This is a genomic window from Novosphingobium malaysiense, assembly GCF_000802225.1.
GTDB lineage: Bacteria > Pseudomonadota > Alphaproteobacteria > Sphingomonadales > Sphingomonadaceae > Novosphingobium > Novosphingobium malaysiense.
In genome coordinates this window covers 878,595-900,357 of the sequence record NZ_JTDI01000003.1, presented here as the reverse complement: position 1 = coordinate 900,357, position 21,763 = coordinate 878,595, and the positions used below count along the sequence as shown (strand labels likewise).

The window sequence follows — 21,763 nt, the reverse complement described above, 5'->3', positions numbered from 1 at the left end:
TGCCGCCGCCGTCGGTTCGTTGCATGGGAAGCTCCGGCGTCGAGCCATTACCGCCCGACGCGAGGACATGAGGCGTACGCGATGAACGAGCATAGCAACGAGAGCCTGCAGGCGACCGAAACGCACGGCGCGATCTACACCTGTCCGATGCACCCCGAGGTGCGGCAGTCGGAGCCGGGCGACTGCCCCGAATGCGGCATGCATCTCGTCCTCGAAGGAAGCGAACACGCCGAAGGCGGTCACTGCTGCCATCATCAGGATGGCAGCGAAACTGCCGATCGCGCCGCCGATTCGGACGGCCGCTATGACAAGGTCCCGAGCGGGTATTCGGGGGCCGTCTACACCTGTCCCATGCACCCGCAGGTGCGCCAGACAGGGCCCGGTTCGTGCCCGATCTGCGGCATGGGTCTGGAACTGGAATCTGCGGCCATGGCCGAGGAGGGGCCGAACCCGGAACTGGTCGATTTCACCCGGCGGTTCTGGATCGGTGCCGTGCTGACGGTCCCGCTGCTGGTGCTGGCGATGGGGCCGATGGTCGGCCTGGGCGGCATCCGGCAGGCATTCGGTGAACGCGGGGCACTGTGGATCGAGCTGGTGCTGGGAACGCCGGTCGTCCTCTGGTGCGGCTGGCCGTTTCTCGTACGCGGCTGGAACTCGTTCCGCAGCATGAACCTCAACATGTTCTCGCTGATCGCCATGGGCGTGAGCGCCTCGTGGGTCTTCAGCGTCGTTGCGGTAGTGGCGCCCGGAATCTTTCCCGTGGGGTTCAGGGACGCGGACGGCAATGTTCCAGTCTATTTCGAAGCTGCCGCCGTGATTGTCGTCCTCGTCCTGCTGGGGCAGGTGATGGAATTGCGGGCAAGGGAAGGCACCGGCAAGGCGATCCGCGCTCTGCTCGATCTCGCCGCGAAGACCGCCCGCGTCATCCGCGAGGACGGACGCGAGGAAGAGATCCCGCTCGAGGACGTCCACGTGGGCGATCGCCTGCGGGTGCGCCCGGGCGACAAGGTACCCGTTGACGGTATCGTCATGGATGGACGGTCCGCGATCGATGAAAGCATGATCACGGGCGAGCCCGTGCCGGTTGAAAAGGTGCAGGGCGATGCCGTCACGGGCGCCACGATAAACGGCACCGGCAGCCTGGTCATCGAGGCGAAGCGTGTCGGCGCCGATACGGTGCTGGCCCAGATCGTCGAGATGGTTGCCAACGCCCAGCGCTCCCGCGCGCCGATCCAGAAATATGCCGACAAGGTCGCCGGCTGGTTCGTGCCCGCGGTGATCGGCGTTGCGGTTCTCGCCTTTATCGGATGGGCATTGTGGGGGCCGGTTCCGCCGCTGTCCTATGCGCTTATTGCTGCCGTCTCGGTGCTGATCATTGCCTGCCCTTGTGCGCTGGGGCTTGCCACGCCCATGTCGATCATGACCGCGACCGGGCGCGGGGCGCAGGCCGGCGTGTTGATCAAGAATGCCGAGGCGTTGGAGCGCTTCGAGAAGGTGGACACGCTGATCGTCGACAAGACCGGCACGCTGACCGAAGGCAAACCCAGGCTGGTGTCGGTCCTGCCCGAACCCGGCCACGAGGAGGCCGAGGTGCTGCGCCTTGCCGCCACGCTGGAGAGGGGCTCCGAACATCCTCTCGCCGAAGCGATCGTCACGGGTGCGGAGGATCGGGGCGTTGCGTTGGGCGCCGCGAGCGACTTCCAGGCCGTGACCGGCAAGGGCGTGAAGGGTACGGTCGATGGCAAGAGTGTCGCGCTGGGCAACCTCGCGCTTGTCACCGAACTCGGGATCGAGGCGGGCGCGTTCACCGAAAAGGCCAATGCCCGCCGCGACGAGGGTGAGACGGTGATGTTCGTCGTGCTCGAAGGCCAGGTCGCCGGGCTGGTGAGCGTGGCCGATCCGGTCAAGGAAACCACGCCGGCCGCTCTCAAGGATCTCCACGCCCTCGGCTTTCGGATCGTGATGGCCACCGGTGATAATGAACGTACGGCAAAGGCTGTCGCGGCGCGGCTCGGTATTGACGAAATCCGCGCCGATGTCCTGCCAGCCGACAAGGCGCGGATCATTGCGGACCTGCAAGCCGGCGGAAGCAAAGTAGCCATGGCCGGCGATGGGGTGAACGATGCACCGGCCCTGGCGCAGGCCGATGTCGGCATCGCCATGGGCACCGGAGCTGACGTCGCCATTGAAAGCGCCGGGATCACGCTGGTGAAGGGCAATCTCGATGGCATCGTGCGGGCCCGGCGCCTCGCCCACGCGACGATGCGCAACATTCGCCAGAACCTGTTCTTCGCCCTGATCTACAATTCGCTGGGCGTGCCGGTGGCAGCCGGGATTCTCTATCCCTTCCTCGGCATGCTGATCAGCCCGATGTTCGCGGCGTTCGCCATGAGCGCCTCTTCGATTTCCGTGGTCACCAACGCGTTGCGGCTCAGGACTGCGCGCATCTGATTCAAGCTGACTGAAAGGAACGGGCCATGCTCAATCTCGACGCTTCGCAAGGTCTCGCAAAAATCCAGGCGCAATATGGCGGGCACATGCATGACGGCGGCTACATGTTCGGAGGCTACTGGGGGCTCGGGGCAGTGATCCATGTCATCGTCTGGGTGTTGATCCTTGCCGCCATCGTGGGAGTGACTCTCTTGCTCGCCCGCAGCTTCGGCGGTGGGGGACGCGGCGATGAAGAGCGAGGGGGACCTTCTTCTGCTCTCGACCAGCTGAACGAGCGCTATGCCCGCGGCGAGATCGACCGCGAGGAATATCTGCAGCGCAAAAAAGACATATTGGAGCGATAGGGCCGGTGCGAAAACTTGGGACGATCGTCGGTACCGTTGCCGGCGTGATCACCGCGTTGGCCGTGGGTTTGGTCGCCTTCGCCTATTCGGGAATCTACGACGTAGGTGCCGACGATCCGCACACGCGGCCGGTATACTGGCTGCTCGAGACGATCCGCGACCGCTCGGTTGCTTCGCATGCAGGCGAGGCGTCCGCGCCAGCAGACCTCTCCGATCCGCAGCGCATTTCCAGAGGCGCGGGCCTTTACGCGGAGATGTGCACCGGCTGCCACCTCGCCCCCGGCATGGACAAGACCGAGATGGCCCGCGGCCTGTACCCGCAGGCGCCCGAACTGGCCAGGGGCGACGACCTGACGGCATCCGAACAGTTCTGGGTCATCAAGCATGGCATGAAGGCATCGGCGATGCCGGCCTGGGGCAAGACCCACAGCGATGCGCTTGTCTGGGACATGGTCTCCTTCATCCGCACGATGCCGTCGCTTTCGCCGCAGCAGTACCAGGATCTGGTGAAGTCGGCTCCGACAGACCACGACGAAATCATGGAACGCGATCACGCCGCACATGCGCATGAGGGGCACGATCACGCACAGCCGCATTCCTGAGAGGGATGGGCCGGGGTTGCGCAGCTCGGCCAAACGGCCGATTCTGCGACATCAGCCGGTAGCACCGGCCGGCTGGTTCGGGGAGAATGGCATGGCAGACGGCAACGACAGGCAGGAACTTGCAAAGGACCGCACGGACTGGGCTGAAGATCGTACGGTCATGGCGAACGAACGCACATACGCCGGATGGGTGCGAACCGGACTGGCGGCTGTCGGCATCGGTATCGGTTTCAATGCCCTTTTTGCCAAGCTCGACCCGGCATGGCTGCCGAGAGCGCTCGCCAGCTGCTTCATCGCCGTCGGCATCCTGATTTTCCTGCTGGCTCGCCACAAGGCCGGTGGGGTGCTCGACAGGCTCTCCGCACATCGCGCCAGCCCTCTGCCCAAGCGGCAGATCAACATGATTGCAGGTTTGTTGTCGCTCGCCAGTGCTGCCCTCATCGTGGCCTTGTGGATCATGTAATCCCTTGGCTACTGCTACGGGGCCTTTCGTTCCGGCATGCCGGTCGCACCTTCGCGCTCTCGTAGCGAGTCCAGCGCGTCGCCGCTCGCCGCGACGGACTTCGTGAGGACACTGAAAGAGGCATCGTTTTCGAGAATGACGAAAGCGATTTGTGACATGTCCGCCATTCCATCCTCGCGTACGGCGGAATACACTTCGCTGCGCGAAACCCTTTCGCGTTCCATTTCCTCGTCGTGGAAGCGTCCGTTGCTGAACAGCACGGTGGGGCTCGCCTCGACCGTGCGGGCCACCAGGCTGGAGCGGCGCACCCACCGGGTGAGCGCTACCTGCAGGGCCAGCAGCAGGGCAATTGCCAGGGCGCCGCGTGCCAGGCTGACGTCTTCGAGGATGATGGTGGAACCGGTGATGGACCCGAGCGCGACGGTCACGATCCAGTCGAAGTTGTTCATCTGCGAGGTCGAGCGCTTGCCGGCGATGCGCACGAACAGGATGACCATCAGATATATGGCCGGCGCAACCACCACCACCTTTACCATCGGGCCGATGTCCTGCGGCACGAAAAAGGAGAGGAATCGATCGGCTGTCATGAGTTTCCCTCGCTCTGCAGGTCTATGCGGTAATCGATCGGCTTGAAGGCGCCGCCGTTGCTTGCGTAGGCCGAACAGGCCGTGAGACCGATCACCAGGTCTTCGTGTGCGCGCAGGACGATATGGTCGCCGGGCTTGCTGGCGGGCGGCAACACGTCGATGGATCCGTCGGCATGAACCGGCACGTTCATGAAGCAATTGAACGCGACCGGGATCTGGTCTTCGGCGATGCCCCAAGGGGCCAGAGCCTCGGCGAGATTGCCGAAGCATCCGCGATGCACGGGTTTGTCGGGGTAGAAATGGCGAAATGTGTCCTTGCTGCACGGCGTCAGAAGGAAATCGTGCTGGCCGGCCGTGTCTTCCTCGATCGACAGAAGCACTCGCGAACGGTTCGACCACAGCCGGTTGCCGGTCGTAAGCGACAGGGTCTGCTCATAATCGAAGGTGCGCCCATTGGAGATGACTTCACGCACGTCCGCCTCGGCAAAGGCCAGCAAGTCGGAAACCTGGGTTCCCTCCGGATCGACGACGACGAGGGCCGCACCCTTGGGCAGCCGAAAGGCGACCCCGGTGCGCGGGGCGATCCGGTGTGTCTGTGCGCTATTCCTGTTCACTGCCGGACCTCTTGTCTTCGAATGGGCATTCCCAGCCATCTTCCACGGCGCGTCCGGAATACTGAAGAGCCTCGCTTTCCTCCCCATGGCGGGCGAGCATGGGATTGATGGAGCCGGCGAGGGCTTCGTCACGCTCCAGGATGGTGGCGCGGATCGTCTCGTACCGGTTCTGCTCGCGCAGCTGTTCGAACTGGTCGTGAAGGTTGAAGACGAGCACCGGGTGATCGAACCGGCGTGCGGGCCTGCTCGCATTCGGATGCATGCCCACCACGAAGAAAGCCTCGCCGCCGAAGCTGAGGGAAAAATGCGGGTCGCAGGGGTCGGAGCTGACGCGGGGATCATAATTTTGCTCGAGCCAGGCGTCCTTGTCCGAAAGAGACTGGATCCGCATCCACATGGCCTGCTCGAAAGCCTCCTCGTCCAGGTCGTCCGGCCCTTCGAAGACGAAGGCGATGGAGCGAAAAAGACCGGGGTTCTTGCGATATGCAAAGGCCCAATCGAGCAGTTCGCGGTGGATGCGGACGTCATCCCAGGCGCTGGTGATCGATCGACACGCGTGCAATTTCAACGTGCCGCGGCTGAGCGCGCTCTTGGCGCCAACGCAGGGAAAATCGTGCTTTCGGATGAAGTCTTCGAAATTCCGGATGCGGTCCGGTACCCGTTCTGCCTGTACAGTCACTCGCCATCCTTCCCGCTGAATACCTGGGGCGTTTCTCGTGACTAGGAACAGATTGCGTCTCGCGCGGTTCCGGACGGCCCGGCTTCGTAACGCGAGATTTCTTGCGAGAAGAGATGCCAGGGAGACTAAAAAATGCCGCCGCTTCACATATGATAATGCAGCGTCGGCCTCTTGCATGGCATTTGAAGTCGAGTTGGCGAGGAGGCAGACAAACATGGATACGATCCGGCATTGTCGCGAAAAGATCGAGGAAGCAAAGGCAAAGGCGACTTCGGCGCAAAACGACGAGGCAGCGGAATTCTATGTGCAACTTGCACGACTTTACGAATTGGAATTGGCTGCGCATCTACGCCGAATGCCGCCGCCGAAGCGCGATCAGGCTCTGGCACTTGCAAGAGGAGCAATTGCGCTGTGAGTGATGGTTTTTTAGGCGCGGTACGTTACCTGTTTCTTTTCCGTTGTATTGCGAGACTATGATTGCCGTCCCAGCATACCGTTAATCAGTAATATTTCGGGTGCTTGGGTGAGGGAGCATTACATTTCACGTTAATGGCACTTTAAGCGAATTCGCGCGTTGAATTGTATGATGAAGACGCAGTTAGCCCGAAGGAACGCTGAAGTGAGGCAGACCTCCCGTAGTACGGAGCGTCTGCATGCATTTTGCAGGCGGGTTACGGCAACGTCGCGCAATGCATCCGGGCTCGACTTGAGTGAAGCGCTCAAAGGTACGCGGCGGTATTCCTCTGATCAGCCGATCTGGTCGGAGGCTGCACGTGCCAACGACATCTACATCGTGGATCAGGGGTGCGCCTATAACTTTCTGATCCTGTCTTCGGGACGACGGTATATCGGTGACGTGTTCGGGCCGGGCGCCATCTGTAACTGGCGTCGCAGCGACAGCAGCGATGCGCAACTCAACATCAACTTCAAGGCGGGCACGCAGATCTCCGCTCTCGATTTCAATATTTTTCACGAGGTGTTGTCGGAATCGCACCTGCTCAACAATGCCCTGCGGCGCATGGAGGTCGCCCGCGAACTGCGCCGTTCGCAAAGAACGCGAAACCTGATCGCGCAACCTGCCACCGTTCGAGTGATCAATCTTCTGCTCGACCTTGAAGACGAATGGTCTCATTCGCTTCAGCACGACGGCTGGGTCCCGCTACCGTTGACCCAGGAGGAAATGGGAGACCTGCTCGGTCTGACCCAGGTCCACGTAAACCGCGTAGTCCGCCAACTCGAGCGAGACCGGTGCATCAGGCGGCGGCGTGGCTACTTCTGCATTCTCGATCGAAACAGGTTCGCGGACCAGATCGACTATCAATGGTACAGCGACGGGCGCAGGCGAAGATAGGCTTGTCGGAGCCGAGGCGTATCGTCGGCAACTCTGATTTTCCCGATACCGGCGAAACTGTGGGTCCCGTGGACGCTGGCCTCTGGCAAAGCGTCCACGGGACCCTATCCCAAGGGCTCAGAGAGCCAGATTGTACAGCCGTGCAGGGTTGTCCTGCAGGATCTTCTTGCGAACCTCGAAGGGCTGATCTCCCAAGGCCTCGACGATGTGCGATTGCACGTCGGGGTACAGGGACGTGGGATGCGGGAAGTCGGTCTCGAACAGGATATTGTCGGCACCGACGACGTCGATCTGGGTCTTGGGGCCGAGCTTTTCGAACCAGAAGGTGGTCCAGAAGTTCGAGCGGAAGTATTCCCAGGGGCGCTTGTCGGGCAGGCTGGCCGGATCGGGCAGCATCTCGTCGAACTGGTGTTCGAGCATTTCCAGCGCGAAGGGCACCCAGCCCATGCCCGCCTCGATCAGGCCGATCTTTAACTTGGGATAGCGATCGAGCAGGCCGGAGACCATCCAGTTCCCCAGCGTCGCGGCGCAGGCCAGCGAGTGCATGATCGGCTGGATCGTCAGGCGCTTCTGGAAGGTGAAGCCGTCCCAGATCACCGTGCCCGGATCGATCGCGGCGTTGATGTGGAAGTTGATCGACATGCCGGTCTCGTTGCACATCTCCAGCACATCGGCCCAGTGGTCGGTCATGTAGCCGGGAATGCCGAACATCTCGGGCTTGTCCGGCAGGACGAAGCCCTTCATCCCGCGGTCGATGCAGCGGCGCGCCTCGGCATTCATGGCGGCTTTGTCCCAGTAGGGCAGGTGGGCCATGTTGAAGATCCGCTGGCCGGATTCCTCCTGATACTCCATCGAGGCGTCGTTGAAGATGCGCAGGATGTCGATCGCCAGATCGTTGTCGCCCAGCGACATCAGCATGCCCGGCTGGGTGACGCCCGAATTCTGGAAACAGATGTGCGCCCACACGCCCATGTCGTCCATGATCTTGAGGCGCGGCTTTACCTGATAGGCGCCGGGAAAGGACTCCTCGAGCGTGGGGAACGCCAGTTTGCCGAGCAGCTTGTTGTAGTCCTTGCGGATCACGTTGCCACCGGTGGAGCCGCAGTTACGCTCGCCGATGTACCAGCGGTCGACGCCATCCGTGTCGCGGCGCAGGTAGGGGACCTTGTCCTTGTACTTGGCGGGTGCGCGCGACGTGAAGAGGTCGGGCGCTTCGGTGAAGTGGGTGTCGCAGTCGACGATCTTGATCCCTTCGAGCAGCGGATGAAGGCCGCCGTTCTGGGTGGAGTAATCGACTTCGCGGATCGTACCGCCCGGGGTGTAGCCTTCGGCAGCCCAGTACATCTTCGCGGTTTCGGCAAGTTCCTTCGCATCGGCATCGGCCATGATAGCTCTCCTCTCGCAGGTCTGTCCGGGGCATCGGCAAGCGCGGCGCCCGGCGTGCATTCTGGCTACCGGGCCGGAAGGCGGCGCGCCAATGCAATTAGAAGACAGTGCTATAGAGAACTTGAATAGAATAGACTCTTGCCTGACAAGCCCAGCCAGTCGGATCAGAACTGCAGTTCTATATGCGAGGGGTTCCTCTCGGCTAGATCCACGGCCTCGGCCCTGACCATGTCTTTCACCCGCTCGAGCGCGCGCGGGTATTGGCCGCCGGGATAGGTGCCAAGGACGACGTGCCGGGTAAGCCGGTGGCCGGTGATCGGGGCATAGACCAGCGTTCCCTTTTCGGCCTCGTGCAAAACCGCCGAATAGGGAAAGATCGAATAGCCGATACCGGCTTCGACATAGGACTTCGTGAGCTGGAACGAGTCGGCGTACTGCGGGAACTTGCACTTGCCGCCCGTCAGGCCGGAGAGGATGTCGACCAGTGTGCGGATCGGCGGCGGATGATTGGGCGGGCTCGGGAGGATCAACGGCAGTTGCGCGAGTTCCTCTACGCTTACGGGCTGATCCGGTGACAGGCCCGATCCGGCGGCGCCGCCAAGCACCAGCTCCTCGATAAACAGATCCTCGATTTCGCAGCGCCACTTGGTGTCCGACGGCGGCGCGTTGAGCAGCGCGATATCGATCTCGCCGCGTTCGAGCGACTTGAGCATCTTTCCGGCCGAGCCCTCGACGATGTGCAGCGCCATGTTGGGAAAGGCCTCCGCGCGCTTCGCCAGCGAACTGGCCAGGGCATCGATCGCGCTGGAAGGCATGCCGAATGCGACACTGCCGCCGATCTGGCTGGAATGCGACTTGATGTCGTCCAGCGCCATTTCGAGCTGGCGCAGTGGGCCGAGGATGCGTGTGCGCAGTTCGAGGCCGTCGCGGCTCAGGACCATGCCGTCGCGTCGGCGGGTGAAGAGAGAGACGCCCAGTTCCTCCTCGAGCAGCCGGATCTGACGGCTCAGCGAAGGCTGGCTGAGGTTTACCTGTTCGGCCGTCGCGTTGAGCGAGCCGAACTCGGCGACCTGCAGGAAATAGCGCAAGCGGCGGATATCCATCGTGATCCTCTAGCCTATAGAACTATCGTATATGTGGTGCATGATTTTGACATTGTCGATGCCGAGGTGGTCCAACTAGGACAGGATCGGAAATACGGGCGCCTTTCGCGCGCCTGCAGGACAGACAAGCGGGAGATCAGGATGACACGGGTGATGGAGGGCATTCGCGTCCTCGAAGTGGCGCAATACACGTTCGTGCCGGCAGCAGGGGCGGTCATGGCCGACTGGGGGGCGGACGTGATCAAGATAGAGCACCCGGTGCGCGGCGATGCCCAGCGTGGTTTCCTGCGCGTGGGCAGTGTGCCGGTCTCGCCCGACCGCAACACGGTGATGGAGCACCCCAACCGCGGCAAGCGCAGCGTCGGCGTCGATGTCTCCAGCGAGGAGGGGCGCGAACTCATCTACCGTATCGCCCGCACCGCCGACGTGTTCCTCACCAACTACCTCCCCGACGTGCGGCAGAAGCTGCAGATCGACGTCGAGCATATCCGCGCGGTCAATCCCGACATCATCTACGCGCGCGGCAGTGCTTTTGGCGACAAGGGGCCCGAACGGCGGCTCGGCGGGTTCGACAGCACGGCATTCTGGAACCGCGGCGGGATCGGCTTTGCGCTGACGCCTGAAGAACTGCCGAGCGTGATGGCGCAGGGCATTCCCGCTTTCGGCGATACCATTGGCGGAATGAACATCGCCGGCGGCATTGCCGCGGCCCTGCTACACCGCGAACGGACGGGGAAAGCGAGCGAAGTCGATGTATCGCTGATGGGCACGGCGGCCTGGGCCATGGCTTCCAGCCTCAGCCTGACGATGGAAACCGGTGCGCAGCTGCGCTCTCCCTACCCCGGTTCGGGGCCGACGCCGGGCAATCCGTTCATGGGCAATTTCCGCACCTCCGACGGCGGAACGATCAACTTGTGCATGATCACGCCGGGCCCCTACATCCGCGACACCTTCGAGCATCTGGGCTTGGCAGAAGCGGCGGATGATCCGCGCTTCGCCGAAGTGTCGGACCTGATGGCGAACTGGGAAGCGGCCGGAGCCATGGTGACCGAAGCCATCGCGTCCAAACCTTTTGCCTACTGGCGTGAGCACCTGAAGTCGCTGAAAGGGCAATGGGCACCTGCGCAGAGCCAGACGGACGTCGTGACGGACGATCAGACCCTGGCAAACGACACGATCGTCGAGGTCGAGGGATCGGGGGGCGAACCGATCCGGCTGATCCGCAATCCGGTCCAGTTCGACCATGCGCCGGTGCAGACCACGCGCGCGCCGCAGGCCTCCGAACATACCGAGATGTTCCTGATGGAGCTGGGGCTGGAATGGGAGGAGATCGAAGGTCTGAAGGCCAAGGGAGCCATCGCATGACGGCGTTTGCAGACTACGGCGAGAAGTACTCCGGCATTGCCATGTCCCGCGAAGGCGGCGTGCTGGAAATGACGATCCATACGCGCGGCGGACCTGCCAAGTGGGGCTCTTCGCCCGATTGCCTGCACGCCGAACTGGGCGATGCCTTTCTGGACGTGGCGCGCGATCCGGAGAACCGCGTGGTGATCCTCACCGGTACGGGCGACAGCTTCCTTGCCGGGTTCGATCCTGCCTTTGCGTTTCCCGAACCCGATCTCGCTTCGATGTGGCCGCGCATCTACGACGAGGGCAACAGCTTGCTGCAGAACCTGCTGGCGATCCCGGTGCCGATGATCGCGGCCGTCAACGGGCCTGCGTTGATCCATGCGGAACTCGCGGTTCTATGTGACATCGTGCTGGCTGCCGAGAGCGCGGAATTCGCCGATCTCGCGCACTTTCCGAACGGCACGGTCCCCGGAGACGGCGTCCATGTCGTCTGGCCGATGCTGCTGGGCCCCAATCGCGGGCGGTACTTCCTGCTGACGGGCGAACGCATCGGCGCGCAGGAGGCGCAGCGGCTCGGGGTCGTGGCCGAAGTGCTGCCGGGCGAAGACCTGCTCCCCCGGGCCCGCACGCTAGCGCAGAAGATTGCTGCAGCACCGATGGGCGCGCTCCGGTACACGCGCGCGCTGCTCGTGCGCGAACTGCGCCGGCGGATGCAGGATGAACTGGCAAGCGGCCTTGCCCACGAGGCGCTGGCGACGCTGGTTTCCTATCCGAAGTAGCCGGTCAGGTTTCCTTCCGGCCCTTCATGCTGAGGCGCCAGTCGGGCGGGAACTGGCGGTCGTTGTCCTTGACGGCGTTTGCCAGTCCCTTCTCGAACGTCTCGGCATCGACCCCGATCGAGGTGTCTTCGTCGGGCTTCACCATGGGCAGCATCGATTCCAGCCAGCCGGCCATGATCGAGCCCATGTATTCCCCCTGCTGTTGCTTGAAGACCTCGAAGAACATCTTCTGCATGACCACGGTGTCGACCGGACGGTTGCGGGCGCAGGCCAGGGCGTATTTCATCGTCTCCTCCTCCAGCTTCTCGCGCGGGACAACCGAATTGACGAAGTGGAGTTCCTTCATCTCCTGGGCAGTGAAGGGGCGGCCGGTGAAGACCATCTCCATGAAGGGGCGCAGGCCCATCATCAGCGCCCATTGCCACATGCGCGCGGCCCAGCCGACGTAGCGGAAGGCCGAATGGCCGAACAGCGCATCGTCAGACGAGACGATGATGTCGGCATCGGCGCACTGGTAGAAGTGCCAGCCGTAGCAATAGCCCTTGCACTCGACGATCGAGATCTTCTTGAAGTCCTGCAGGCTGCGCAGCCCCGCATTGGAATTGGCATAGAGATTGGTGATGTTGGCGAGGTAGCGGAACGAACCCTTGGGTGGGTAGTTCACGTCCTCTTCCTCGCCGATGCGGAATTCGGGCAGGCACGAATAGTCGGGATCCTCGTTCCACATCCCGTCCATCTCCGGAAGGTCCGCGCCGCTGCCGAGATGCTTGCCGATACCGCGCACGATCAGCACCTTAACGTCGTCGTCGACATTGGCGCGCGTGACCAGATCGGCGAACCGCTGGCGGGCCGCGATCGTGGGCGCGTTGAGCGCGTCGGGCCGGTTGAGGGTGATCGTCGCGATCTTGGTGGCCGGATCCTTTTCGTAAAGGACGATTTCTTCGGCCGACGGGCGCGGTTCGGTGCTGGTCGCCATCGGCCGTTGTCCCTTTCCATGACGGTTCGCTGTGGGGGCTAGAAGATGGTATGAGGGACGCAAACGCGATTGTCTGGAACGAACCTGAGTCTTGTTCTGTGCAGCCAATGCCCTTGCGTACATTCCCTCGGACGGACAGACTTTTGCAGATCGACGCGCCCCGGCTTGACCAGACAAGAACAATCATCGCGCGGAGAGGAGGAGAGAAGGCCTTATGGAGACCCATGCAGCGGCGGGACAATCCATCGCTTCTACGCCGTTACCCGTGATCTTTGATCCTTGCCGTCCGATCGGGCGGCCAGCCCAGGGCAAGAGCCGCGCCCCTTCGCCCGGACATAATCAGCGTCAGCGGCGTTCGATAATTCTCGCCACGATCCGTCGCCTGCTGATGGAAGAGGGACTGGAAGGCGTGACCGTTCGCCGGATCGCCGAGCAGTCGGGCCATGCCGTGCAAACCATCTACAACCTTGTGGGGCCCCGCGATCTCGCGATCACAGAGGCGATCCACGAATATTCGATCTACGTGAACCTGACGGCCACCCCGGACCCTTTCGATCCGGAGGCGCCGGCGGCGATGCTGGACCGCGAACTGACGTCGATCCGCATCAATCCGGAGTTCTGCCGCAACGTGTGCCGCATCTACTTCACGGATTCGCGGCAGATATTCTACGACTTTCGCGACAGGCAGCAGAAGACGCTGCACCGATTCCTGCTCGAGCAGCAGCGCGCCGGGGTCATCCGCGGCGACATCAGTGCTCGCGGACTGGCTGAACAACTCATGCTGTTCCTGGGAGCAGCGTGCGTCGAGTGGGCAGACCGTAATCTTGAATTCGAGGAGCTGCGCGAGCGCCTGTGCAGTGGTTACGAGACGCTGATGACGGGTGCGGTCAGTCGCGGTGAATTGCGCATCAGCCGCGAACATGCCGGATCGTCTGGCAGGCTGACCGACAGCTTCTACGTCTGAGCAGGCTGGAACACCGCCTCCCAATGTTCTCGCATTGCTCGGCTCGGCCTGTCCGAGCCGGTTGAGCGGCTGCGAGAGCGGATGATACGCGAAGGGCATCAGTCGTTCGCGAGGTGCCGTTGCAATCCGTTCTTTCTACTATGACCCTCGGCTGTGATCCGCATGGGCGGTGAGTTCCGGTTCGACGGACGCGTTGCCGTGGTGACGGGCGCGGGGGGCAATCCCAGCCTCGGCCGCGCACACGCCATGCTGCTGGCGCAGCGCGGTGCCTGCGTGGTGGTGAATGACATCGGTTTCGACCCCGATACCCCAGGCTACACCGGCCGGGCGAGCGCAGAAGCGGTTGCCGCGGAGATACGCGAGGCGGGAGGCAGGGCGGTTGCCAGCACCGATACGGTTGCCAGCGGGGAAGGCGCCGCCGCGATCATCGAAACGGCGATCGAGGCGTTCGGCCGCATCGACATCCTCGTCAATAACGCCGGTATCTCGATCGGCGCGCCATTCGACGTCATGACCCCGCGTGACTTCGAGCGGCACATCCAGATCAATCTCATGGGCGCCTACCATTGCTGCCGGGCCGCCTGGCCGCACTTCAAGACGCAGGGCTATGGCCGGATCGTCAACACGACGTCTGCCGCGATGACCGGGTTTGCCAGCCAGGCCGCCTATGCCACCAGCAAGGGCGGATTGTGGTCGCTTACCCGCGCGCTCGCTGCCGAAGGGGGCGCCCGGGGCATCCAGGTCAATGCCGTGAGCCCGGGCGCCTTCACCCGCATGGTCTCGGCCATGCTGCAGGAGGACTCTCCTTTGCTGCAGCATTCGCAGGCCAGCCTGCCGGCCGAACTAGCCTCTCCGGCGCTGGCTTGGCTGTGCCACGAGGACTGCCCGGCAAATGGCGAATGCATCGATTCCGTGGGCGGCAGCGTGCAGCGAACCTTTATCGCTCGCACGCGGGGCATCTCGTCTCCCTCACTGACCATCGAGGAGGTGGCTGCGCAATGGGACGCCATCGTTGCCGAAGATGATGCCGAAACCGTCGGGCTTGCGACCCACGATACCTCCGACTGGAAAATCCGGCCCTATGCTGCGGAGAACCAAGATGCCTGAGACTACAGAAGCCCGCATTCAAGGGACCGAGACCCGGCTCGACCCTGCGATCCGCAACGATCCCTTCCCGTTCTATGCTGCACTGCGGGAAGAATGGCCGGTCTATTACGATCCCGGCCTCGACGTCTATCTCGTCACCCGATACGACGACGCCAAGCAGGTGCTGGCGGACTCCGAAACGTTCTCGCTCGAACACGGTTACCAGGACCGGTACGCCAACGGGCATGTCGAGGAATTCGCCGAGATTCTGGATCGTGAGGGTGGCGGCTTCATCCGTGATCTCGCGATCGATCCGCCCGCGCATACCCGGTTGCGCCGCCTCACCGAAAAGGCCTTTACTGCGCACCGGGTGAAGGATCTGGAGCCGCGCATTCGCCAGATCGTGATAGACCTTATCGAAAAGGTCGCGGACAAGGGCGAGGGCGATGGCATGCTCGATATCGGGGCTCCGCTGACCGCGCATCTGATCTGCGAACAGCTTGGCCTCGACTTTTCCAAGATCGGTACCGAGAAAGTTGCCTGGTGGACGACGGCTATCCTCGCGCAGATCGGCCGTATGCAGACGCACGAGGAAATGGTCGTCAATGCCCGCACGATCTGCGATCTTCAGAATACGCTTATTGCGGAGATCCGGGACCGGCAGACGAACCCGCGCGAGGACATGATTTCGGACCTCGTGAATGCCGAACTGGATGACGAGGACAATCCGAAACTGTCCTTCACAGAACTGGTCGCGACAGTGCGGGCTTTCCTGATTGCAGGCAACGACACGACTGCGGCCGGTATCGCCAATGTGCTGCACGTGCTGGCCACACACGAAGGTCTGGCCGAAGAGCTCTATCCGCAGGTCGACGACGACCGGGTGATGAGCCGCTTCGTGGAGGAAGTGCTGCGTCTGCGGCCGCCGGTGCACGGCCTTTTCCGCACGGCAATGCGTGACGTGGAAGTAGGTGGCACGACGATCCCCGCAATGTCGCAGGTCTGCGTGATGTACGCGTCTGCCAACTACGACGAAGCCCGATTTCCGGACGCCGAGAGGCTGGATATCGCCCGGCCGAACGTCGGCGCGAACCTGACCTTCGGCGCCGGCATTCACAAGTGCGTGGGCATCGCCCTGGCGCGAATGGAAGTGAAGGTTGCTGCGCAGGAATTCATCCGTCGCCTGACCGACATTAGGCTCGCGGTTCCCGAAAGCGAACTGACCTTTCTTCCGACACTTGCGACCCAGACTTTTGCGCGGCTTCCCTTGACTTTCCGGCGGCGCGAGGCGTGAGGATCGTCATGTTTGGCACGCCGCATCGGGCTGTTCTAAGTTTCGCGGATGTCGCAATGGCCGCGCCGCCGGGGCAGGCATAGTCTGCGCGGCATGGCCACGACTTTTACCAATGCCCGGGTGTTCGACGGGACATCGCTGCTTTCCGGGACGCGCACCGTCACGCTTGAGGGTAACCGCATAGCCTCGATAGGCACGGATCCGGCACCTCCGGGAAGCGACGTGATCGATCTTGGCGGCATGACGCTCATGCCCGGCCTCATCACCTGTCACTTTCATCCCGATTTCTACAAGTTCACCTTGGCCCAGGGCTTGGCCGGGGATCCCCTGGGCAAGGAATTTCCGCCGGGTGTGATGATGGCCATGGCCATCCGCAACGGGCGCGTTCTGCTGGAAAGCGGGTTTACCGGCTATGTCGGCGCAAGCTGCAGCAACGACGTCGATGCGCAATACAAGATCGCGATTGCAGAGGGCATCGTGGAAGGACCGCGCATCCGTGCCTGCAGCCCGCACATCGGCACCACCGGCGATCTCAACGACAGCAAGCTGTGGTGGCGCAAGCAGGTGACGCCCGGAACCGATGTGTTCTTCGACGGGCCGGTGGAAATGCGCAAGATCGTGCGCGAGTACTTCCGGCGTGGCTGCCAGACGATCAAGATCTTCGCCAGCCAGGGGCATGGCTTTCCCAACCGCGTTTCGCGCAACATGGACCGCGACGAGATCGAGGCCATCGTCCAGGCGGCGCATGGCCGCGGCGCCAAGGTCCGGGCACATGTTTCCGACAAACCGATGATCATGGAGTGCATCGAACTAGGCGTCGACATCATCGATCACGGCAACGAGATCGACGAGGAAGCGATCGCGGCGATGGCTGAAAAAGGCACGTTCTGGGTGCCCAGCCTGATCTACCCCAAATGCCTGCTGCACCTGGGCTGGGGCGATGCCGAGATGCAGCGCCTCTACGACCATGTACGCGGCATTCTTCCCGCAGCACAGGCCGCCGGCGTACGCCTGCTTGTCGGCGACGACTATTCGGGCGTGTTCCGCGAAGTGATCGAGGACGATCCGCTCGACCACCAGGTCGGCAACTATGGTCGAGAGTTCGCCTACTACGCGGATATCCCGGGTCTTACGGCCGAGCAGGTCCTCGCATGGGGGACCAGGAATGCTGCGGAAGCGCTGCTCGACGGCGAAGACACATTGGGAATCGTCGCGCCGGATGCCCTGGCCGACCTGATCGTGGTCGATGGCGATCCCGTGGCGGATCCGGGCCTGCTGGCGCGGCCGCACGAAGCGCTCAGGGCAGTCATCCGCGATGGTGCTTTCGTCATCGACCGATTGCCGCCCGATGCGCGGCGCACGGTACATTCGGATCAGGGAGTCCGCGCAGCATGATCGCCCCTTCGGATCGCAACAAGGACATCATGCAGCTTTGCTGGGTGGTTCCGGACCTCGAGGCCGCCATCGGCCACTGGGTCCGGACCACTGGCGCCGGTCCCTTCTTCCTGTTCGAAGACGTGCATTTCGAGGACGGCGTCTATCGCGGCGTGCCGTCTGACATCGCGCCGCATCGCGCCGCAATCGGGCAATACGGCGAAACGCAGATCGAACTCATACAACCCCTCGACGACAGGGCGGGTGTGTGGAGCGATGTCGTGCCCTTCGGCAAGGCCGGGTTTCACCATGCAGGGCTCTACTGCGAGGACTATGCCGCAGAGCGCGAAGCGTATCTCTCGAGCGGCGCGGAAATGGCTTTCGAGGGGCTGATGATGGGCGCGCGAACCTGCTACATCGATACCACCCCGCAACTCGGCTATCTGACCGAACTGATCACCGCTAACCCCGTTGCCGAGCAGGTATTCGGGGCGTTCAAGGCCGCTGCGGAGGGTTGGGACGGGGCCGATCCCATCCGGACCCTGGGATGAGCGCAGTGGACGCCCGCTTGCCCGAGGGGTTCGCCGATCTCGAGCGCTTCGTGCCCGAATGGGTGTGCCCCGATGCCGTCGCCCGGATGGCGCAGCGCCAGTCCAGCACGATCGAGGCGCTGCGCGAATTCTACGATACCATGTTGCCGCGCGGCGAAGCGGCACTGGCCTGTTTGCGCGAGCATCAGCTTGGGGAACTTGCTCCACCGGTCGAGAACCTGCTGCGGTTGATGCTGATGCTCGCCGAAGTGGCGCCAGCCGTCGAGTGGTACGGCGATCCACGCGTCTACGACGGCTTCCCGATCGAGCGCATACGGTATCTGCGCCAGATTTCCGACACCGATGCCCAGCCGCTTGCGGGAGAGGCTGCATGAACGAGATGGCGAAACCGCCGGTCCCGGATTTGGGGCTGACCCAACGCTATCCCGATATCGGGACGGGGCCGGTCGATACGGCGATCTACCACGAGCCTGCGGTCTACGCGAAGGAGCTGGAGGCGATCCTGCGACCTTCGTGGTACATGATCGGGCGTGTTGAGCAGATCCTCAGGGCTGGCGACTTCTTTACCTGCGAACTTCCGACTTTCGGCTACGAACTGCTGATCTGCCGTGATCGGCAGGGGAACGTCAACGGCTTTCACAACGTGTGCACCCATCGCGGCAATGTGGCCGAGCATCGCCGTGAGGGGCACAGCGCCGGGTTGTTCACGTGCCGCTTCCACGGTTGGTCGTTCGATCTCGAGGGCAATCTCAAGCGCATTCGTGACGAGGAAGGGTTCTTCGGGTGCGACAAGAAGAAGATGGGCCTGAGGCGAATAGCCACCGGCGTATGGCAGGGTTTCATCTTCGTCTGTCCCGCTGAAGAACCGGCGCAGTCGCTGGAGGAATGGCTGGGCGAGCAGGGCGCGGACACGGCGGACTATCCCTGGGGACAATGCACGCAGTCCTACCAGTGGGAGTGCGAAATCGCCTGCAACTGGAAGCTGGTCAACGATAGCCCTGCCGAGGTCTATCATATCCCGGTGCTGCACCCGAACTCGGCGGCACCGACGATGATGGCTTCCGGCAATCCGATGGGGCGACTCCTCGATGTGCGTATCCGGGGCAATCACCGCACCAACTCGCACTACTCGGTCGCGGGCGAGCCGAAGCCGGTCCAGAAGCTGGCGTACTTCCATGCTGCCGCCGCGCAGAACGTTGCCGGTGCCGCACGGGACTATCCCCCGGGCATCAATCCTACGCGCTCGCCGTTCTGGACGGTGGACCTCATCATGTTCTTCCCGACGCTGAGCTTCACGCTGTCGGCGGGGATGTACACCGCGCACCAGGTCTGGCCGCTCGGCCCCAACCGCAGTCTCTATCGCCAGCGGGTCTTCGTACAGCCGGCCCGGACCGCTGCCGAGCGCTTCGGGCAGGAAAACACGATGGTCGAGTTCCGCGACGTGGTGATGGAGGACTTCTCCACGCTGGAGCGGATCCAGCGCGCGCTCGATTCCGGTCAGATTCGCGAATTTCACTATCACGATCACGAACTGGCGCTGCGCCATCAGCATCATGTCGTGACGAAGACCCTTGCGGCTTACGACCGCGAACAGGCTGCGGCCTGAGATTTTTCGAAGGAGTCCCTATGGAAGCCGCCACCATTGCGCCTTGCCGTGCCATTACGCCGGAAGAAGTCGCCCATTATCAGGAGAAGGGCTGGGTCCTCCTCAAGCGCTTCATCGAGCCCGAGACAATCGCCACGCTTCTGAAGAAAGCCCAGGGGATCATGGGCGAGGACGGCGACAGCAATCCGCCCTACGGTATCGATCAGCCCTACTTCAATGCGCAGGCTGCAAGCGGTTATGACGATCCGGCAGTGCGGCCCATGCTGCACGGCATAGGTGCTGCAGCAAAAGCGCTGATGGCCCGCAAGGCCGATGTGCCGACCCGGCTGTTCAACGACTTCTTCGCACCCAAGCTGCCTGCAGCAAAGAAGACTCGTAATCAGGGTAACGGCGCAACCAGCTTCCATCAGGACTTCATTACTTTTGCCGTCGACCGGTCCGGGGGAATGACCTTCTGGATTCCGCTGGAAGGCTATGGCCCCGAAGCGGGCACCATGTCCTTTATCGAGGGATCGCACCGTCTGGGCGTGCTGGGCAACTACACCAGCTATGACGGCAAGGACATTCGCGAGGTCTATCCCGAACTCGCTGACATGCCGATGACCGAGCAGGTGACTTACGAACTGGGCGACGTCACTGCGCATAGCCATCTCACCGTGCATGGCGCAGGCCAGAACAATCTCGACAGGCCGCGCTGGGCCTATCTGGTCCTGCCGCAACCCGCCGATGCCCGCTGGAACGGGGCGCCGCCGGAGGCCTTCGTGCCCGATGCGCACGGGATGACGCCTTACGGGCCGTTTCCGGACGACGCCTTTCCGATCATTTCGGAATAGACAGACCTGCAAGAGCACGAACGACACTGGGGAGAGAAAACGCAATGAGTGAAGCAGCTGACCGCAAGGTGGCCTTCGTGACGGGTGCCGCATCGGGCATCGGACGTGCCACAGCTGAAGCTTTCGTGGCTGCCGGCTATGCAACGGCACTGGTCGATCGCGATCCCGACGCTGGAGCCAGGGCGGAAGCCGAACTGCAAAAGCTGGGCACCTGCCGCTTCATAGCCTGCGATGTGACGGACGATGCCTCGGTCGCTGCAGCCGTGGCGCAGACAGTCGAGGCCTACGGCCGGCTCGATGCGGCATTCAATGCTGCAGGCATTGATGGGGAGCATGGCAAGCGCACGGCGGAATGCACGCTGGAGAACTGGAACCGGGTGCTGGCAGTCGACCTTACCGGCACGTTCCACTGTGTGCGGCACCAGATCCCGGCCATGCTGCAGTCGGGCGGCGGCGCCATCGTCAATTGTGCCTCGGTCGCAGGGCTGGTGGGCGCGGCCACTTTCGCAGCTTATGTTTCCGCCAAGCATGGGGTGGTAGGGCTGACGAAAGTCGCCGCTCTGGAATACGCGCGCGAGAACCTCACGGTGAACGCGATCTGCCCCGGCACGATCAACACGCAGATGAACCAGAACCTGCCCAAGGACCTGCTGCAGGGTGTGCTCGATGCAAGCCCGATGGGACGCCTTGGCGAACCTTCGGAGATCGCGGCGACCGTGCTGTTCCTGTGCAGCGACGGTGGGCGTTTCATCAACGGGCAGGCCATCGCCGTCGATGGCGGCTGGATAACCCAGTAGTATTCGAGGGAGCTTTGCAATGACCCGTATCCCTGCACTCGATCCCGCAAGCTTTTCCGAGGAACAGAAGACCCTCGTCGGGGAGTGGACCTACCTCGAATTCAGCCGCGTGCTCATCAACAGCCCGCGGATGTACGGCACGTTCGTTCCCTGGCTGAAGGAACTGATCGCCGAGACCGCATTGCCCGCGAGGGACCGACAGATCGTCTGCCTGCGCGTGCTGGAACTGTGCGGCGACGTCTACGAGAAGACGCACCACGTCGTCATCTCGCGCAAGTGCGGTCTCAGCGAAGCGGAAATCACGGCATTCATAAGCGGTGAGGGCGATGCCCTGACCGATGACGACCGCGACGTGCTGGCGGCCTGCGGGGAGCTTTATCGCGACCAGCGGATCGGCGACGGCACCTGGGAGCGGCTGTCTCGTCGGTATTCGCAGGAACAGATGATGGAACTGGTGTTCCTGAGCGGCTGCTATCAGACGATGGCCATGCTCACCAAGAGTTTCGACATCAAGCTCGAGCCTGACCTGGAAAGCTTCAACGAGCTGCGGGACTACGCCGAGGAGGCCTGATC

24 protein-coding genes are annotated in these 21,763 nt (G+C 62.7%); 18 read left to right on the top strand and 6 right to left on the bottom strand.

Going from position 1 to position 21,763, the window contains the following annotated elements; translation table 11 throughout:
- Window positions 1–81 precede the first annotated feature (81 nt).
- The 4 genes from LK12_RS12160 (at window position 82) to LK12_RS12145 (ending at window position 3,860) form a co-directional block, all read left to right on the top strand.
- Window positions 82–2,451 carry a copper-transporting P-type ATPase gene (locus LK12_RS12160; protein WP_197063519.1) on the top strand — a complete coding sequence of 790 codons (2,370 nt, stop codon included), beginning with the start codon at window positions 82–84 and terminating at the stop codon, window positions 2,449–2,451.
- 26 nt (window positions 2,452–2,477) lie between these two features.
- Window positions 2,478–2,795, top strand: coding sequence for an SHOCT domain-containing protein (locus tag LK12_RS12155; RefSeq protein WP_052223359.1), 318 nt, complete (start codon window positions 2,478–2,480; stop codon window positions 2,793–2,795).
- Between the two features lie 5 nt (window positions 2,796–2,800).
- Complete coding sequence (locus LK12_RS12150) at window positions 2,801–3,397, top strand: c-type cytochrome (protein WP_052223358.1); 597 nt, start codon at window positions 2,801–2,803, stop codon at window positions 3,395–3,397.
- Between the two features lie 91 nt (window positions 3,398–3,488).
- Window positions 3,489–3,860 carry a YidH family protein gene (locus tag LK12_RS12145; protein WP_039283996.1) on the top strand — a complete coding sequence of 124 codons (372 nt, stop codon included), beginning with the start codon at window positions 3,489–3,491 and terminating at the stop codon, window positions 3,858–3,860.
- 14 nt (window positions 3,861–3,874) lie between these two features.
- Here the strand turns inward: LK12_RS12145 and LK12_RS12140 are convergent, their stop codons facing one another.
- From LK12_RS12140 to gntA, 3 genes are read right to left on the bottom strand one after another with little or no spacing between them, the layout of a single operon-like run.
- A complete protein-coding gene (locus LK12_RS12140; RefSeq protein WP_052223357.1) occupies window positions 3,875–4,447 on the bottom strand; it encodes a DUF421 domain-containing protein in 573 nt (190 codons plus the stop codon).
- Window positions 4,444–5,061, bottom strand: a complete 618-nt coding sequence (locus LK12_RS12135) for a DUF1989 domain-containing protein (RefSeq protein ID WP_039283992.1) — start codon at window positions 5,059–5,061, stop codon at window positions 4,444–4,446. Before LK12_RS12135 ends, LK12_RS12140 begins: the two co-directional genes overlap by 4 nt.
- Window positions 5,048–5,917 carry a guanitoxin biosynthesis heme-dependent pre-guanitoxin N-hydroxylase GntA gene (gene gntA / locus LK12_RS12130; RefSeq protein WP_082010509.1) on the bottom strand — a complete coding sequence of 290 codons (870 nt, stop codon included), beginning with the start codon at window positions 5,915–5,917 and terminating at the stop codon, window positions 5,048–5,050. The genes LK12_RS12135 and gntA overlap by 14 nt, the downstream gene beginning before the upstream one ends.
- On the opposite strand from gntA, the gene LK12_RS12125 reads away from it, so the two are divergent.
- Both LK12_RS12125 and LK12_RS24640 read left to right on the top strand, forming a co-directional pair.
- Window positions 5,916–6,155, top strand: coding sequence for a hypothetical protein (locus LK12_RS12125; protein WP_156135464.1), 240 nt, complete (start codon window positions 5,916–5,918; stop codon window positions 6,153–6,155). The two genes, gntA and LK12_RS12125, sit on opposite strands and share 2 nt — an antisense overlap.
- A 291-nt stretch (window positions 6,156–6,446) precedes the next feature.
- Complete coding sequence (locus LK12_RS24640; protein WP_039283983.1) at window positions 6,447–7,091, top strand: Crp/Fnr family transcriptional regulator; 645 nt, start codon at window positions 6,447–6,449, stop codon at window positions 7,089–7,091.
- A 117-nt stretch (window positions 7,092–7,208) separates the two neighbouring features.
- Here the strand turns inward: LK12_RS24640 and LK12_RS12115 are convergent, their stop codons facing one another.
- Together LK12_RS12115 and LK12_RS12110 are read right to left on the bottom strand one after the other, a co-directional pair.
- Window positions 7,209–8,477 (bottom strand): amidohydrolase family protein, encoded by a 1,269-nt coding sequence (locus tag LK12_RS12115; RefSeq protein ID WP_039283980.1) that lies wholly within the window; start codon window positions 8,475–8,477, stop codon window positions 7,209–7,211.
- 164 nt (window positions 8,478–8,641) lie between these two features.
- Window positions 8,642–9,580, bottom strand: a complete 939-nt coding sequence (locus tag LK12_RS12110; RefSeq protein ID WP_039283977.1) for a LysR family transcriptional regulator — start codon at window positions 9,578–9,580, stop codon at window positions 8,642–8,644.
- Between the two features lie 141 nt (window positions 9,581–9,721).
- Between LK12_RS12110 and LK12_RS12105 the strand changes: the two genes are divergently transcribed.
- Window positions 9,722–10,945: a CaiB/BaiF CoA transferase family protein gene (locus LK12_RS12105; protein WP_039283976.1), complete on the top strand. Its 1,224-nt coding sequence runs from the start codon at window positions 9,722–9,724 to the stop codon at window positions 10,943–10,945.
- Window positions 10,942–11,709, top strand: a complete 768-nt coding sequence (locus LK12_RS12100) for an enoyl-CoA hydratase/isomerase family protein (RefSeq protein WP_039283973.1) — start codon at window positions 10,942–10,944, stop codon at window positions 11,707–11,709. The genes LK12_RS12105 and LK12_RS12100 overlap by 4 nt, the downstream gene beginning before the upstream one ends.
- 4 nt (window positions 11,710–11,713) lie before the next feature.
- On the opposite strand, the gene LK12_RS12095 is transcribed toward LK12_RS12100, so the two are convergent.
- Window positions 11,714–12,685 (bottom strand): enoyl-CoA hydratase/isomerase family protein, encoded by a 972-nt coding sequence (locus LK12_RS12095; protein WP_039283970.1) that lies wholly within the window; start codon window positions 12,683–12,685, stop codon window positions 11,714–11,716.
- Between the two features lie 214 nt (window positions 12,686–12,899).
- Between LK12_RS12095 and LK12_RS12090 the strand changes: the two genes are divergently transcribed.
- The 10 genes from LK12_RS12090 to LK12_RS12045 all read left to right on the top strand — a co-directional run bounded on the left by LK12_RS12090 (window position 12,900) and on the right by LK12_RS12045 (window position 21,761).
- Entirely contained in the window at window positions 12,900–13,649 is a 750-nt protein-coding gene (locus LK12_RS12090) for a TetR/AcrR family transcriptional regulator (RefSeq protein ID WP_039283968.1), read from the top strand.
- Window positions 13,650–13,811: 162 nt separating this feature from the next.
- Window positions 13,812–14,756 carry an SDR family NAD(P)-dependent oxidoreductase gene (locus tag LK12_RS12085; RefSeq protein WP_231568358.1) on the top strand — a complete coding sequence of 315 codons (945 nt, stop codon included), beginning with the start codon at window positions 13,812–13,814 and terminating at the stop codon, window positions 14,754–14,756.
- Window positions 14,749–16,029: a cytochrome P450 gene (locus tag LK12_RS12080; protein WP_156135462.1), complete on the top strand. Its 1,281-nt coding sequence runs from the start codon at window positions 14,749–14,751 to the stop codon at window positions 16,027–16,029. Before LK12_RS12085 ends, LK12_RS12080 begins: the two co-directional genes overlap by 8 nt.
- Window positions 16,030–16,122: 93 nt before the next feature.
- On the top strand, window positions 16,123–17,424 hold the full coding sequence (locus LK12_RS12075) for an amidohydrolase family protein (protein WP_052223355.1): 1,302 nt from the start codon (window positions 16,123–16,125) through the stop codon (window positions 17,422–17,424).
- Window positions 17,421–17,954 carry a VOC family protein gene (locus LK12_RS12070; protein WP_039283962.1) on the top strand — a complete coding sequence of 178 codons (534 nt, stop codon included), beginning with the start codon at window positions 17,421–17,423 and terminating at the stop codon, window positions 17,952–17,954. Before LK12_RS12075 ends, LK12_RS12070 begins: the two co-directional genes overlap by 4 nt.
- Entirely contained in the window at window positions 17,951–18,328 is a 378-nt protein-coding gene (locus LK12_RS24935; protein ID WP_052223354.1) for a hypothetical protein, read from the top strand. Before LK12_RS12070 ends, LK12_RS24935 begins: the two co-directional genes overlap by 4 nt.
- A complete protein-coding gene (locus LK12_RS12060) occupies window positions 18,325–19,560 on the top strand; it encodes an aromatic ring-hydroxylating oxygenase subunit alpha (RefSeq protein ID WP_039283961.1) in 1,236 nt (411 codons plus the stop codon). Before LK12_RS24935 ends, LK12_RS12060 begins: the two co-directional genes overlap by 4 nt.
- Window positions 19,561–19,580: 20 nt before the next feature.
- Window positions 19,581–20,393, top strand: a complete 813-nt coding sequence (locus LK12_RS12055) for a phytanoyl-CoA dioxygenase family protein (protein WP_039283958.1) — start codon at window positions 19,581–19,583, stop codon at window positions 20,391–20,393.
- A 44-nt stretch (window positions 20,394–20,437) separates the two neighbouring features.
- A complete protein-coding gene (locus LK12_RS12050; protein WP_039283955.1) occupies window positions 20,438–21,190 on the top strand; it encodes an SDR family NAD(P)-dependent oxidoreductase in 753 nt (250 codons plus the stop codon).
- 19 nt (window positions 21,191–21,209) lie between these two features.
- Entirely contained in the window at window positions 21,210–21,761 is a 552-nt protein-coding gene (locus LK12_RS12045) for a carboxymuconolactone decarboxylase family protein (protein ID WP_052223353.1), read from the top strand.
- The last annotated feature ends 2 nt before the right edge of the window (window positions 21,762–21,763 follow it).

What these genes read in the sequence shown, in the direction of transcription:
- LK12_RS12050 (WP_039283955.1), top strand. Translation starts at nt 20,438, where the DNA reads ATGAGTGAAGCAGCTGACCGCAAGGTGGCCTTCGTGACGGGTGCCGCA.
- LK12_RS12060 (WP_039283961.1), top strand. Translation starts at nt 18,325, where the DNA reads ATGAACGAGATGGCGAAACCGCCGGTCCCGGATTTGGGGCTGACCCAA.
- LK12_RS12145 (WP_039283996.1), top strand. Translation starts at nt 3,489, where the DNA reads ATGGCAGACGGCAACGACAGGCAGGAACTTGCAAAGGACCGCACGGAC.
- LK12_RS12105 (WP_039283976.1), top strand. Translation starts at nt 9,722, where the DNA reads ATGACACGGGTGATGGAGGGCATTCGCGTCCTCGAAGTGGCGCAATAC.
- LK12_RS12070 (WP_039283962.1), top strand. Translation starts at nt 17,421, where the DNA reads ATGATCGCCCCTTCGGATCGCAACAAGGACATCATGCAGCTTTGCTGG.
- LK12_RS12080 (WP_156135462.1), top strand. Translation starts at nt 14,749, where the DNA reads ATGCCTGAGACTACAGAAGCCCGCATTCAAGGGACCGAGACCCGGCTC.
- LK12_RS12140 (WP_052223357.1), bottom strand. Translation starts at nt 4,447, where the DNA reads ATGACAGCCGATCGATTCCTCTCCTTTTTCGTGCCGCAGGACATCGGC.
- LK12_RS12100 (WP_039283973.1), top strand. Translation starts at nt 10,942, where the DNA reads ATGACGGCGTTTGCAGACTACGGCGAGAAGTACTCCGGCATTGCCATG.
- LK12_RS24935 (WP_052223354.1), top strand. Translation starts at nt 17,951, where the DNA reads ATGAGCGCAGTGGACGCCCGCTTGCCCGAGGGGTTCGCCGATCTCGAG.
- LK12_RS12090 (WP_039283968.1), top strand. Translation starts at nt 12,900, where the DNA reads ATGGAGACCCATGCAGCGGCGGGACAATCCATCGCTTCTACGCCGTTA.
- LK12_RS12115 (WP_039283980.1), bottom strand. Translation starts at nt 8,477, where the DNA reads ATGGCCGATGCCGATGCGAAGGAACTTGCCGAAACCGCGAAGATGTAC.
- gntA (WP_082010509.1), bottom strand. Translation starts at nt 5,917, where the DNA reads ATGCAAGAGGCCGACGCTGCATTATCATATGTGAAGCGGCGGCATTTT.
- LK12_RS12155 (WP_052223359.1), top strand. Translation starts at nt 2,478, where the DNA reads ATGCTCAATCTCGACGCTTCGCAAGGTCTCGCAAAAATCCAGGCGCAA.
- LK12_RS12125 (WP_156135464.1), top strand. Translation starts at nt 5,916, where the DNA reads ATGGCATTTGAAGTCGAGTTGGCGAGGAGGCAGACAAACATGGATACG.
- LK12_RS12045 (WP_052223353.1), top strand. Translation starts at nt 21,210, where the DNA reads ATGACCCGTATCCCTGCACTCGATCCCGCAAGCTTTTCCGAGGAACAG.
- LK12_RS12055 (WP_039283958.1), top strand. Translation starts at nt 19,581, where the DNA reads ATGGAAGCCGCCACCATTGCGCCTTGCCGTGCCATTACGCCGGAAGAA.
- LK12_RS12085 (WP_231568358.1), top strand. Translation starts at nt 13,812, where the DNA reads ATGGGCGGTGAGTTCCGGTTCGACGGACGCGTTGCCGTGGTGACGGGC.
- LK12_RS12075 (WP_052223355.1), top strand. Translation starts at nt 16,123, where the DNA reads ATGGCCACGACTTTTACCAATGCCCGGGTGTTCGACGGGACATCGCTG.
- LK12_RS12110 (WP_039283977.1), bottom strand. Translation starts at nt 9,580, where the DNA reads ATGGATATCCGCCGCTTGCGCTATTTCCTGCAGGTCGCCGAGTTCGGC.
- LK12_RS12160 (WP_197063519.1), top strand. Translation starts at nt 82, where the DNA reads ATGAACGAGCATAGCAACGAGAGCCTGCAGGCGACCGAAACGCACGGC.
- LK12_RS12095 (WP_039283970.1), bottom strand. Translation starts at nt 12,685, where the DNA reads ATGGCGACCAGCACCGAACCGCGCCCGTCGGCCGAAGAAATCGTCCTT.